The 12,976-nt window shown below is 34.3% G+C and carries 11 protein-coding genes and 1 tRNA gene; 6 read left to right on the forward strand and 6 right to left on the reverse strand.

Annotated features, from left to right (window positions below; all coding sequences use genetic code 11):
- Window positions 1–177 precede the first annotated feature (177 nt).
- Window positions 178–2,229: a T9SS type A sorting domain-containing protein gene (locus tag U6A24_RS17570; protein WP_324181310.1), complete on the reverse strand. Its 2,052-nt coding sequence runs from the start codon at window positions 2,227–2,229 to the stop codon at window positions 178–180.
- A gap of 388 nt (window positions 2,230–2,617) precedes the next feature.
- Between U6A24_RS17570 and U6A24_RS17575 the strand changes: the two genes are divergently transcribed.
- From U6A24_RS17575 to U6A24_RS17585, 3 genes are all read left to right on the forward strand, one after another.
- Window positions 2,618–2,791 (forward strand): hypothetical protein, encoded by a 174-nt coding sequence (locus U6A24_RS17575; RefSeq protein ID WP_324181311.1) that lies wholly within the window; start codon window positions 2,618–2,620, stop codon window positions 2,789–2,791.
- Window positions 2,779–2,946 (forward strand): hypothetical protein, encoded by a 168-nt coding sequence (locus U6A24_RS17580; protein ID WP_324181312.1) that lies wholly within the window; start codon window positions 2,779–2,781, stop codon window positions 2,944–2,946. The genes U6A24_RS17575 and U6A24_RS17580 overlap by 13 nt, the downstream gene beginning before the upstream one ends.
- 816 nt (window positions 2,947–3,762) lie before the next feature.
- The gene (locus U6A24_RS17585; RefSeq protein WP_324181313.1) at window positions 3,763–4,452 is read left to right on the forward strand and encodes a hypothetical protein; all 690 of its coding nucleotides are present in this window, start codon (window positions 3,763–3,765) and stop codon (window positions 4,450–4,452) included.
- A gap of 217 nt (window positions 4,453–4,669) precedes the next feature.
- Here the strand turns inward: U6A24_RS17585 and U6A24_RS17590 are convergent.
- Window positions 4,670–4,743, reverse strand: a tRNA-Asn gene (locus U6A24_RS17590).
- A 95-nt stretch (window positions 4,744–4,838) separates the two neighbouring features.
- Window positions 4,839–6,158, reverse strand: a complete 1,320-nt coding sequence (gene rseP, locus U6A24_RS17595) for an RIP metalloprotease RseP (protein ID WP_324181314.1) — start codon at window positions 6,156–6,158, stop codon at window positions 4,839–4,841.
- A 156-nt stretch (window positions 6,159–6,314) separates the two neighbouring features.
- Here rseP and U6A24_RS17600 point away from each other — a divergent pair, with 156 nt between their 5' ends.
- The 3 genes from U6A24_RS17600 (at window position 6,315) to feoB (ending at window position 9,429) form a co-directional block, all read left to right on the forward strand.
- On the forward strand, window positions 6,315–6,986 hold the full coding sequence (locus tag U6A24_RS17600; protein WP_324181315.1) for an SCO family protein: 672 nt from the start codon (window positions 6,315–6,317) through the stop codon (window positions 6,984–6,986).
- 104 nt (window positions 6,987–7,090) lie between these two features.
- On the forward strand, window positions 7,091–7,318 hold the full coding sequence (locus U6A24_RS17605; protein ID WP_324181316.1) for a FeoA family protein: 228 nt from the start codon (window positions 7,091–7,093) through the stop codon (window positions 7,316–7,318).
- A gap of 14 nt (window positions 7,319–7,332) precedes the next feature.
- The gene (gene feoB / locus U6A24_RS17610) at window positions 7,333–9,429 is read left to right on the forward strand and encodes a ferrous iron transport protein B (RefSeq protein ID WP_324181317.1); all 2,097 of its coding nucleotides are present in this window, start codon (window positions 7,333–7,335) and stop codon (window positions 9,427–9,429) included.
- 211 nt (window positions 9,430–9,640) lie between these two features.
- On the opposite strand, the gene U6A24_RS17615 is transcribed toward feoB, so the two are convergent.
- From U6A24_RS17615 to U6A24_RS17625, 3 genes are all read right to left on the reverse strand, one after another.
- Window positions 9,641–11,407 (reverse strand): NosD domain-containing protein, encoded by a 1,767-nt coding sequence (locus U6A24_RS17615; RefSeq protein ID WP_324181318.1) that lies wholly within the window; start codon window positions 11,405–11,407, stop codon window positions 9,641–9,643.
- 111 nt (window positions 11,408–11,518) lie between these two features.
- Window positions 11,519–12,439, reverse strand: coding sequence for a DMT family transporter (locus tag U6A24_RS17620; RefSeq protein ID WP_324181319.1), 921 nt, complete (start codon window positions 12,437–12,439; stop codon window positions 11,519–11,521).
- Window positions 12,440–12,478: 39 nt separating this feature from the next.
- Window positions 12,479–12,904, reverse strand: coding sequence for a hypothetical protein (locus U6A24_RS17625; protein ID WP_324181320.1), 426 nt, complete (start codon window positions 12,902–12,904; stop codon window positions 12,479–12,481).
- Between the last annotated feature and the right edge of the window lie 72 nt (window positions 12,905–12,976).

Consider the following 12,976-nt stretch of genomic DNA (forward strand, 5'->3'; position numbering starts at 1 on the left):
ATTACATTCTTACTTGTTAGATGTACAACAAATCAAGAAATACAGAAACAAGCCAGTTTCATTTTTTGAAACCGGCTTGTTCTATTTTTGAAGCACTAGATAACCCTAATGTCATTGAAATTGAAATAATGCTATAAAAATCTTAGCCTCCCAGAGAGAGGAAGGCTAAGAGATATTTTAGTTCTCTACAATGAGTTGGTGTACCTCGTTGCTATTGACATACATAATTTTTACAAAGTAATTCCCTTTCTTTAAGTTAGAAATGTCAAACCTCAGTGCGGATTGGGATTCATGATATGCTTTTGATGTAACCAGTTGGCCAAAAATAGTATAGATTTCAATTCGTATTGGTTCATTATTGGGGTAAGATGACGAAACCTCTAAATTTGAAATTTCGGCGCTACTATCATTGTCGTTTTTTCTCTCGATAAAGATCTCACCCGAAGATGGATTGGGATAAAAAGCGAATTCTTCTCCGCCGCCTCCAGGACCTTGGCTGCAATCGGTATATTCAACTTCATAACCTACCCAGTCTCCTGTGCCACATGAATTAATGGCTCTTGCTTCAAAAACATAAAACCCTTGTGGGTAGGGGGTATAGGATATGGTCCCTGTATTACTAAAAGTACCCGAAGGTGAATACACTACATTGAGGGCCGGCCAATTTAAAAGACGAATTTGATAACTGGTATTGGGTATTCTTGGCAGAATTTCAAATTCATTGCCATAATGGCTTGTACAAAAGTAACCTTCATCGCCAATACCGTTGGTAAAGTAAATTTCGTCGATGGGTTGACCAATAGTTATGGCTTTAGAGATGGTTTGAGCGCCACATAGGGCTCCGTTCACTTCTACTGAAGCGGTTAGCGTAGCGTTTCCATCTCCCGAAAAACCTCGTATAGTAACCGTTGGTGTACCCTGCCCGCCAATAATAGTTAGTGCACCACTACTTACCGACCAGGTAATCGTACCGGGAAGTTCAGAAGTAAGCGTATAGTTTTGAGTGCTTGAGCTACAGATTAAACTTTCTCCGGTAATGCTTATATTATTAAATTGAAACAGACAGCCCGAATTAGAATTGATGTAGTTGTTGATTCGATTTATAGAATTGTTAGAAAAATAAATAGGAATTTGTTTGTCTCCCTGGCACATGACACTGGCAGTTGATCCGCCACATAATACACCATCACCATGTATACCTCCAAAATTATGTCCAATCTCATGTCCTAGTGTTCTAAATGCCGCAAATCGATCTACCGTATAGCTTGAAGAGGAGCTTTGTCTGCAAATCGTTCCTATCCCCGAAGCTCTCCCCAATAAGGAGCCCAGGTTTTTGTCGGTAAACATTTCAACCAGGTCTCTATTCACATTTCCAAAATTGTTTTGCCAGGTATTAATAACCTCGTTGGTAATGGTAGCAGCATTGGTAGAGACATAAGGATCTGCTACCGTGGTCCAAACATTTTGAAATACAATCACCATTTCGAGAGCAAAGGTATTTGCATATACCCCCTGGATGTTATTAAACTCTGCAAGAATTCTAGTATTGGCATTGGCACCATATGTACTAAAATATTCAAAATCGGCATCTGTAGCGACTTCCAAAATTTGGCAGTCAGTGGTGATCTTTTCTGTATTGTTGTTTTTAATATTATGTTCAATTTTTTCTGCCGTGTCTACAGTCGAACAAAACCCTTCTTTTTCGATGAGGTCATTGATGTTGTAGAGAATAAGCTTGTTTGGAGATAATCTTTTATCGGAAAGATAATATCGCAATTGATCAATAACCATAAACCCAGAGTCGACTTCGATGATCCCGTATATAAAATCATGGGTCACAGTAAGTCGGACCATTTTTCCATTTCTTAAAGTACCGCTGTAGGTATTAACTGTTGATTTTTTGGGAAGTTGTCGTTTGGTGTTTTCTGAAGATTCAAATTCCTGATAGGTTTCCGACCGGATTTCATTTTCCTGAAGGAGCATATCAAAAGACCGGGTGTTGCCAATTTTTAGATTGATCGAAGACGATTTTTCATTTTTTAAAATACGGTTCAGTTCGTTAAGATTAATTTCAAACAGCGTATAAGTTTTAATTTTTTGCTGTAGTTGATTTTTGTTTTTTTGCTGAATGGTAATTGAGGAGCTTTCTATTGTATGTTGAGCAGTAATAGGATCAAAATACAATGAAACAAGGGTCCATGCGGAAAATAAAATAATGAGTTTTTTCATGACGTGTAGTATTTAAAAAGGTTAATATTCTGATATGCTTTCTACAAATAAATCGCAATCACATCCTTTTTTCGTTTTCCCAAACTCTTATTTCAAATAACAGATACGAGGTTAAAACCTCTTGAATATTAGAAGTATAAAAATACGCATTCCCAAAGAAACTATGGTATATAGGGTTGTATTTTAACTATATAGGTTTTGATTTTAGTTAAAAACAAGTCATGAAAAAATTTATAAGTCCCGAAAATAAAACTGGGATGTTTTACATTTACCCAGAAAATAGAGAAATATTTATCAGAACCTATATAAAGGTATTATACATAAAATGAAAAACAAAACCTACTTTTAATAACACTAGCTAGTATTTATAAGATTAAAAGAGTTGTAAATGGAATTTCACGAATGTAATTTAAATATAAGGTATGATTTGTCTATAGAGATTTGGACAAAGGTAGAATTAGTTTATTCGAAAATGCCCGGATGGTTAGGTTATGGTAAAGACTGTGTTGAATATGAAGGTTTAGCTGTAATGAAGACGAAAAATACATATTGGCATCAATAGAACCTAGTGGACTTCATTTTGAAGCACGCATGAATGAAGATGAATGGATACAATGGAAAGCTCGATTTAAAAAAGTTGCAACAGAAATTCTTAGGTTCAAAGTTGGTGAAATTGAAGAAGTAGAAGTGGGACACGAAATCGAATGGATAGATTAATAATAAGTCAAATCAATCCATCTTGATTCAATATTTCTTAAAGAAACCCTTGTAATTATTTAAAATTTAATAACTTAGAGGTGAGTTAAAAAATAGTTACCCTGTGTCCATAGCTTTTGGATATGGGGTTTTATTATTTAGTAAAGTTCAAAAACTATCAATTTTAAGTTCGATGAACTGTTTATGGTTAAGATTAGGTCACTTTTAATTTAACATGGAAAAATTTTTAAGAAATCCCAACTCGTTCATATTCATTTTAATATCTGTATTAAACCCCAGTAAGTTTTCCGAAGGTATTCTAAATGAAAAAAGCAAGACTACATATATTCTTAATATGATTGCTTTTGCTAATTTATTAATCGCGCCATTAGTAATTATCGATATTATACCGAGCCAAGAAGAATCGGTGTTACTAAAACGAATATATAGTTACATCGTTTTAATTATGCTTTTTGGCATGGTACTACTTTGGGAATTGATTGTTGCGTATACTTTCACGAGAATTACAAAAAAAAGTAGCAATTATCCCGTTACATATAGTTCTATCGCACTTTCGAATGTTACAATACGATCTCTTCTCTTCTCCTTAATGGTTGTTTTAATTTTTTATCAAGGAATTGATGAAATAATGCGATCAATTTCATTTTACATTTTTTTAATCATTCAACTTTATTTGCAAAGTAGAGTACTTAAAACATTGTTGATACATACAAAATATGTTTTGCTTAAACTGTTTATCAGTAATATATTATCGCTTATAATATTGTTTTTAAGTTTATCATTTTTAGTTGGGTTTTATAATGAAGTTATTAAATAATGAAAGAAAGAAATAAAAATTTAGCTCATGTAAAAATATTATTATCAGAAGTCCTATCTCCTTTCTTGTCTTATTTGAACGGATTTAATAGTGTTGTAAAGCCAAAGCAATTTGCTTTAAAAATTAAAAATAATCAATTTAAAATACAGGATTTAGTAAAACAAATTATTGCCACATATATAATTTATAGAATTCTAATTGAGTTTTTTAGGAACATATCTGATAAAGATGTTAGTATAGGAATGGCAAATCTTTTTGATGGAATTGGACATCAAATATTTCAAGAGTTAATATTTGTGATTTTAATAATATTTAGTCAAGACATTTGGGCAATAATCTTTATAAAATTGTTTAAATCCAACATAAACATTAAAAGTCCAAAAACTAAATTTTTAATTTCCAATATATCGGTTTTTATGGTGTTTATCCCTCTAACAGTTGTTACATATTATTTTCCTGGTGAAACCATTCAATTAATAGTTAGCTTTCTTCTTATAGTATTAATTTGCTATTTCCAAGGGGTGCTATTAAAGTATGTTTTCGAAATTAGCAGGGTAAAATCTTTTTCTTTTGCAGCACTAGTACAAATAGGTCCAATATTAATTTTGTCTATCATAGGTTGTACCATTATAGGAGCCGAAATAATCATAAATTGGTTGGCAGATAATTTTATCGTCATTCAAGATTAGTCTATTTATGTTTTTGCTTGAATTTTTTAAACAAGTTGGCTTTCTTAGAACTACTTTTTATCGTGTAATGAAATATTTCGCGGCTAGAAATCTATAGGGAAGTAAAAATAAAAACCCTCAAAAAGTATAATTAGCTTCCTTAAACTTGATTCGATATAAACCTCTCTTCCAGTAAAGGGCTAAAACAAAAAAGTCCAACATTTCTGCTGGACTTTTGCTCCCCCTCTTGGGCTCGAACCAAGGACCCTTTGATTAACAGTCAAATGCTCTAACCAACTGAGCTAAGGAGGAATTTATGTTTTGCAAATATAGAGTGTTTTTCTCTTTTGCGAGTGCAAATATATACTATTTTTTATATCTCGAAAAGATTTTTTTAATTTTTTCTTCTATTTAAAAATTGCCCGGTAAATATCATTACCATTTGCAAACAATAATAAGGCAATAAGAATAATAAAACCAACCAACTGTGCATACTCCATAAACTTATCATTCGGTTTTCTGCCAGCGATGATTTCATATAATAAAAACATCACATGCCCACCATCTAATGCGGGAATAGGTAAGATGTTCATAAATGCCAGAATAATAGAAATAAAGGCTGTAGTGCCCCAAAAAGCTCTCCAGTTCCAGGCATCTGGGAAAAGATTTCCAATAGCTCCAAAACCACCTACCTGGCTAGCTCCTTTTTTTGTAAATACATATTTGAATTGAGCCACATAATCATGCAAGGTCCAATATCCAAATTCGAAACCTTTTGAGATACTTTCTAAAAACGAATAGTCTTTGTGCTGCGAAGTATAATTTACAAATGGATACACTCCTATAGTTCCTTCTTCATCGGGAGTAACATTGATAATGTTTTCGGCCCCATTTCTAGTGTATTTTATCTTAAGTGCAGATTTTGTAGTGTCTGCAGCTTTTATGGCGGTAAAATCGCTCCAATATTGTATAGACCGGTCATTAACTTCCAGAATCCTGTCTCCTTTCAATAATCCAGATTGTGCTGCAGGGGTATCTGCGACAACACTATCTAATACTGGTGCAATAATTGGAGAAAAAGGACGTAGTATACCAGATTCAAACATGGTGGTGCCTATATCTTCTGGAATTTGTATGGTTTCTTTTTGACCATTTTGATGCAACACAGTAATGTCTTTTACATCCCTCATGAATAAATGATGATTTACATCAATTACATCTTCCAGACGATCTCCGTTAAGAGCAACTACTTTGTCGCCATCCTGAAAACCGAATTTTTTAAAAGATTCGTGAATCGCAAATCCTTCTGGCATATCGTCGATACCAACATGGTCTGTACCCCAGGTAAAGATAATGGCCATATAGATCAAGAATCCTAAGATTACATTTACGGTTACACCTCCTAACATGATGATAAGTCTTTGCCAGGCTGGTTTGGATCTAAATTCCCAGGGTTGCGGCGGACCCGCCATCTGCTCCTTATCCATACTCTCATCAATCATCCCCGAGATTTTAACATAACCTCCAAGCGGTAACCATCCGATCCCATAAACGGTTTCTCCAATTTTTTTCTTGAAGAGGGAAAACTTTACATCAAAAAAGAGGTAAAATTTCTCTACTCTTGTCTTAAATAACTTTGCCGGTATAAAGTGTCCCAACTCGTGCAAAACGATTAGGATAGATAAACTTAATAGTAACTGTATTGCTTTTACAAAAAATGGACTCATAGGTCGTTCTTCAAAATTTAATCACGCAAAAGTAGCTTTTTAAAGGAGTATATAAAAATATCGTCATGCTATATCACAACTTTTAGTATTTTTTTAATGTAAACCAGGCGGGTAAGAACCAGATTCCTTGTAATTTTGCAGGCAGAAAAAATAATAATGCTTCAGTTTTTTGCCAAATACAAGTTCTTTGCGGTAGTACTCTTTGTATTATCTGCAATCATTATATCTATTATTTATTCCATTTTAAAACCAGACAGAAAATTACCGGTATACGAACCCGAAATGGTAAATACCGAATTGGTGGACAGTACGGTTCAATATGTTCGTAAATATCATAAGATAGCAGATTTCAAATTAACCAATCAAAATGGAGAAGAGGTAACCCAGGATCATTATCAAGACAAAATCTATGTTGCCGACTTTTTCTTTACAACTTGTCAGACAATTTGCCCTATAATGACTGGTCATATGAAAGAAATACAGGATCGGTTAATTGATGATAACGAAGTACTCTTACTTTCGCATAGTGTAACTCCCAAAATCGATAGTGTAGCGAGATTAAAAAAATATGCTGTCAAAAAAGGTGTAATCGATACCAAATGGAATCTGGTGACAGGTGACAAAAAACAAATCTATGATCTTGCCAGAAAATCATATTTGGCGGCCAAGTCTGATGGTGATGGCGGCCCATATGATATGGTACATACCGAAAATTTTGTGTTGGTGGATAAGCAAAAACGCATTCGAGGTTTTTATGATGGCACCAATCCCGAAGATATTAATCGGCTTATCGAGGATATAGCTATTTTGAAAAAAGAGGAGGAATAGCCCATTTTTTAACGCATTCTTATAAGTATTTGGCGGCTTTCGCTTTTTCAATACAATTTTTTGCGTTACTTTTGCCTTGTTTAAAATCAATCTAAATAATTTTTTTGAAGACTACTATTGCTAATCTTAAAAAAGGTCAACGTGCGTTGATAAAAGAAATTACCTCAGATACGATTCCATTAAAGCTTTTGGAAATGGGATGTTTGCCAGGTAATGAAGTACAATTACTTCAAACCGCACCTTTTGAATGCCCAATTTACCTTAATGTAAACGGTAGTCATCTTGCGATCAGAAAAGAAATTGCAGCACAGATTGAAGTCGAAATTATATAATTGCAGTTACTTTTATGGCCAAGCAGATTAAAGTTTCACTTATTGGAAACCCAAACACCGGAAAAACTTCAGTTTTTAATTTGCTTACAGGTCTTAATCAGCAGGTCGGCAATTATCCCGGTATCACTGTAGAGAAAAAAGAGGGAATTTGTAAGTTGTCCCGAGGAGTAAAAGCTCATATTCTTGATTTACCGGGCACATATAGTCTTAACGCATCTTCATTAGACGAAAATGTAGTCATCGAATTGCTTCTTAATAAAAAGGATAAAGACTTTCCCGATGTTGCAATTGTAGTAAGCGATGTAGAGAATCTAAAAAGAAACTTACTGCTTTTTACACAAATAAAAGATCTCGAGATCCCGACTATTTTGGTGATCAATATGGCCGATCGAATGAATCGAAAGGGAATTTCGCTAGACATACCGCTATTAGAAAAAGAACTTAATACCAAGATTGCATTGGTAAGTGCCCGTAAAAAAGAAGGTATCGATGAACTCAAGAAACTTATTGAGTCCTATGCATTGTTGCCCAAAGCACCTTGTCTGGATGCACTTTCTTTTGCGCCCGATTATTTTGAAAGACTTCAAAAAGCCTTTCCAAATCAATCGCTATATAAGCTTTGGTTGGTAATTACACAAGATGTAAACTTCAGGAAAATTGATAAACAAGATCTTGATATTACTCCCGATTTCAAGATAAAGTCTGAAAGTGAGCTGAAACGACTTCAACAAAAGGAGACCATAAAACGATATCAGTTCATTAATAATGTACTCAAAAAAGGACATTTTATTGATGAAAATGCAGCAACTGGAATGCGAGCAAGATTCGATAGAGTGCTTACACACAAGTTTTGGGGGTATTTTATTTTCTTTGCTATCCTTTTATTGATTTTTCAAACCATTTATGATTGGTCATCCTATCCAATGGATTTAATTGATGAAGGTTTTGCCTGGCTTAGCGAAGCTGCAAAATCTACCTTACCGGCTGGTCCATTTGTAGACCTCATTACCGAAGGGATTATCCCTGGACTGGGAGGGATTGTCATTTTTATTCCGCAAATTGCTTTTCTGTTTTTCTTCATTTCTATTTTAGAAGAAAGTGGGTATATGAGTAGGGTAGTTTTTTTGATGGATCGTGTCATGAGGCGATTTGGCTTAAGTGGTAAAAGTGTTGTACCACTAGTTTCGGGAACGGCATGCGCAATACCCGCAGTAATGGCCACAAGAAATATAGAAAGTTGGAAAGAACGCTTAATCACTATTCTGGTGGTTCCTTTCACCACCTGTTCGGCAAGATTACCGGTGTATCTCATCATAATCGCATTGGTGATTCCCGATGAAAAGATAGGTTGGATATTTGGATACCAAAGCCTTACGTTGATGTTCCTGTATTTTCTTGGCTTTGGGGCGGCTGTTGGATCTGCCTGGTTACTCAATAAGCTATTAAAAATCAAAAGCAGGTCTTATTTTGTCATCGAAATGCCGGGGTATAAGGTTCCCTTATTTAAGAATGTTATCATAAACGTGATCGAAAGAACAAAAGCGTTTGTTTTTGGAGCCGGAAAAATAATTCTGGCAATCTCAATAATACTATGGGTACTTGCCAGTTTTGGCCCCAATGATAAATTTGATAATGCCGAAGAAATCATAAACAAGGCATTTAGTAACCTTTCTGAAGAAGAAAAAGAAAATAAAATAGCATCCTACAAATTAGAACATTCCTTTATAGGATATGCAGGAAAAGCTATCGAACCAGTGGTAGCTCCTCTTGGGTACGATTGGAAAATAGGTATTGGAATTATAAGCTCATTTGCAGCCAGAGAGGTTTTTGTTGGTACTCTCGCCACTATTTATAGTGTAGGAAGCGATGAAGAAGAAACTATAAAAAACAGAATGGCGGCTGAGATTAACCCAAAAACCGGTGGCCCGTTGTTTAATTTTGCCAGCGGAATTTCATTACTGTTGTTTTATGCCTTTGCTATGCAGTGTATGAGTACATTGGCCATTGTGAAGAGAGAAACCAACGGTTGGAAATGGCCCATGACACAATTGGTTTTTATGAGTTTGCTGGCTTATAGTGTAGCGTTAATTGTATATCAAATTTTAAAATAAGTCCTGTAAGTTTTAGTATCTTTATACAACAGATATAGACATGAACATTGTAATTCAAAATATACTCGTACTTCTTGTTTTTGGCATTGCCGTAGGATTTTTGATTAAAAAATTCTTTTGGAAGCCAGCTTTATCCTCGTCCAAAAAGAAAACTTCCAGCTCTTGCGGCTCAACTGATTGTGGATGTCATTAGGTTTTCGATTTTCTTATTTTAATTATTTATAAAAGGAAAATTTAAGTTATTGTTTGAATGAATAGTTGGATTTCCGTTCCAGGCAGTCTTATAAATTGCATAGAGAGATTCCCCAACTTCAAGTGCAAAATTGTTATGATGAATTTGTGTGTTTTCTGTGTTGTGTATTCTGATGCAAGCTGAATGCTGAACACTTATAGTATTAAATGCAATTTCATTGTTTTTTGAAGTGTCCCAAAATAACATCCCATAACCTGTGGCATCAAGAATTTCATTGTTCAAAATCTTCGAATCTTCACATTTAAGCAGCATTCCAATATACGAGTTATTTATTGTGTTGTTTTCGATATGTGCTTTTTTCATTCTGTGAAATTGGAGGTATTCTTTTTCTCCTGGTTGAAAAATGCCATGATTTCGATTAAGATTTAAAATGTTTTCTTGTATGGTTACTCTGGCATGCTCTGTATTTCTTGCAATACCAATGGCAGCAGCATATTTGTTAGAAGAAGTAAGGTTAATAGTGTTTCCTTTTATAGTTCCAAAACTGTTGAAATACCTAAAAGCGTAATTACCCCAATCTGAACTAAAATTACTCCCATTGGTGGTTATTGTATTTCCTAAAATGTCGAACTTTTGTGCAGGGTTATTAGCCAAAGCAAAAATATCAATTCCATTACCTAGAACCTGGATAGCATTATTTGTAATTTGACCACTTTGTCCTACTACACCAGATACAGTTATTCCATATCTACAATTTGTTATTTGATTTTCTTCAATTAGGATGCTTCCAAAACCATCTTTATCTACAGACGCGTCAATTTTAATACCTACTGGACTGGAGGCAGGAAGCACGTTTTTGACTAAAAAACCGTCGATAATATTTCCTCTTGCAACACAATTCTTTGCTGTTAAATGATCAATAGGCATAGTCCCATTCGCGCCATTATCAACTAGAGCATGCCCAAATCTTATGCCAGGACCACCTACATTTTCACCACCTAGATTTTTGATAGTATTCGATGTTACTTCCGTTTGTCTATCGTTAATAGTAATACCCGCTGTTGTACAGTCGTAAACCTCATTTAAATCAACGATTGTCCTATAACCTCTATAGAAACCAGGTGATATAAACCTACCTTTTGTAGCAATTCCAGACCAACCACCATATGTAACATTATTTTTAATAAGGCAATCGTTACTTCCATCAACTACGATAAGTTCTCCATTTGAAAAACGTAAATTTGAATTTAAAACACTACAATTTGTCGAATTGTACAGGTTAACTTGTATATGATTTTTTCTTGTTTTTGCTGTGTCTTGCGGTTTGCGTTGTTCATTTAACATAACATTATCCAAAGAAATAAAACTTGAAGATCTTACATCTACTCTTCCTTTCTCTATACCAGATAAATAATAGTTTCCAGAACTATCTTTATTATCAATTGTCAAATCTTTAATTAGGACATCTTTGCCATTCAAAATCGAAACAGCAATACCGTCAAAAGGAAAACAAAATTTAGCATTATTGCCGTTTATAGTTAAATTGTTTATGTCATTCAAAACTATTGGAACTCTAAAGATGTACTTGGTGTTTACCTGAAGTTCTACAGTGTTATTTGATCTAAACAGCTCAAAAATAGGATCGTTAGTATTATTAATTTCTATGATAGAGATGCCACTTTTTAATTCGTAGCCCCTTTCTGATGGACTTATTAATTCATCACTATCATGACTACAAGCTATAATAAACAAAGCTGATACAAATAAAATTATCTTGCTATACATCGAAATTAACGTTTTAAAAATTGATTATTAGTAGCAAAACTAATTTATCCCAGTTTCATTTTTTGAAACTCTATTTTTTTAACAGATAAATAATTTCGAAAATGATTTTCTCTATGAACTTTTAAACCACTTCAAACGTCCACCACTAATTAAGTACACACCTGCAAAGATTAAAATGCAGCATAAAAGCTTAACAAGAGTTAGATCTCCTTTGTATTGGCTGTTTACTACCAGATAAGAGATTATAGCTACCAAAATCATTGCTACTGCAGGTTGTACATAAATATAGCTACTGGATACCGTAGGTTTTACATATTGCAGGGCAAACATGTTTAATAGATAGGCCAAAAATGTAGGGCCAACGACTACATAAAACAAAGAAACCCAATTTGAAGCGGCAAAAGAACCAAAATCTGTATGAAGTAGGGGAGAAATACAAAGTGGGAACATACATATAAACCCAAATAAGAATGTCCAGATGATTACGGTAACAGGTTGATATTTGGACATCAAAGGTTTTACGATAACCAGATAAAAAGCAAAAGCTAATGCATTAATACAAACAAAAATATTTCCTTTCAAGGAGCCCGTTCCTATTCCAGAGTTCCCCAAATAGATTAGCAATACGGCCCCGGCGCCTCCAATAGAAATACCCAATATACGTTGCACTGTAAAGGGTTCTTTGAGTAAAAAACGACTAATAATTACCGTAAAAATAGGCATGGCGGTAATAATAATTGCAGCATCAACAGGTGAGGTAAGGCTAAGCCCATTCATAGAAAAGAATTGATTGGTGGCGACCCCCAAAAAACCGCACAGGGCCAACCTTGGGATATCTTTGCGATCCACCTTTTCTTTACTAAACAATTTCAGAATTAAAAACAATAATCCAGCACCGCTAATACGAAGAAAAACCAAAGCCGAAGCCTCAATTTTATGAGGCATTAAACCCTTGGCAATTAGATAGTTAGCTCCATAAATCATATTAACGCTCAGTAAGGCTAGATGAGCTTTGGACTTGTTTGAAATCATACAGCAGCGAAAATACAATTAGTTTGGTTCATAGCATAACTAGTTATTTTGTTTAATAATTAATTCAAGATAATAAGATGAGGGATCGATAGGTTTTTCAGAAGATGGATACGGACTTAAACCATAAGAATACAAGGTCTTTTTGTCGATAGGTATGATTTTTTCGATTTGATTTTCATTAATAGCCTGGGCGCCAAAAATAAATTCTTTTTCTTCAATCAAAGTATCTTGTGTATAGATTCCAATTATCGCCTTTGCTTCACCGGGCCAAATACATTCTACTCCTTTCGGACACCTGGAATCCTCGGTAACTTTGATGAATTTTATACGTTTTGAGCCAAAATCAACCGTGTTTCCTACTTTAAGCCTCGCTACAATTTTAGGAGGTTCAATCTTGGTTGAATCTTGTGCATATGCCCATGTAACCAAGCCAAAAAAAAAGAATAAAACTAGTAGCGATCTCATTTTGCTTTAACAGAAGTTAAATATATACAAAAAACGATTCTATTTCATTGAATGTAATGACTTATTCCAGAA

Origin of the sequence: Aquimarina gracilis, assembly GCF_035285365.1 — a bacterium.
Classification (GTDB): domain Bacteria; phylum Bacteroidota; class Bacteroidia; order Flavobacteriales; family Flavobacteriaceae; genus Aquimarina; species Aquimarina gracilis.

What these genes read in the sequence shown, in the direction of transcription:
- U6A24_RS17570 (WP_324181310.1), bottom strand. Translation starts at nt 2,229, where the DNA reads ATGAAAAAACTCATTATTTTATTTTCCGCATGGACCCTTGTTTCATTG.
- U6A24_RS17575 (WP_324181311.1), top strand. Translation starts at nt 2,618, where the DNA reads ATGGAATTTCACGAATGTAATTTAAATATAAGGTATGATTTGTCTATA.
- U6A24_RS17585 (WP_324181313.1), top strand. Translation starts at nt 3,763, where the DNA reads ATGAAAGAAAGAAATAAAAATTTAGCTCATGTAAAAATATTATTATCA.
- rseP (WP_324181314.1), bottom strand. Translation starts at nt 6,158, where the DNA reads ATGAGTCCATTTTTTGTAAAAGCAATACAGTTACTATTAAGTTTATCT.
- U6A24_RS17600 (WP_324181315.1), top strand. Translation starts at nt 6,315, where the DNA reads ATGCTTCAGTTTTTTGCCAAATACAAGTTCTTTGCGGTAGTACTCTTT.
- feoB (WP_324181317.1), top strand. Translation starts at nt 7,333, where the DNA reads ATGGCCAAGCAGATTAAAGTTTCACTTATTGGAAACCCAAACACCGGA.
- U6A24_RS17615 (WP_324181318.1), bottom strand. Translation starts at nt 11,407, where the DNA reads ATGTATAGCAAGATAATTTTATTTGTATCAGCTTTGTTTATTATAGCT.
- U6A24_RS17620 (WP_324181319.1), bottom strand. Translation starts at nt 12,439, where the DNA reads ATGATTTCAAACAAGTCCAAAGCTCATCTAGCCTTACTGAGCGTTAAT.
- U6A24_RS17625 (WP_324181320.1), bottom strand. Translation starts at nt 12,904, where the DNA reads ATGAGATCGCTACTAGTTTTATTCTTTTTTTTTGGCTTGGTTACATGG.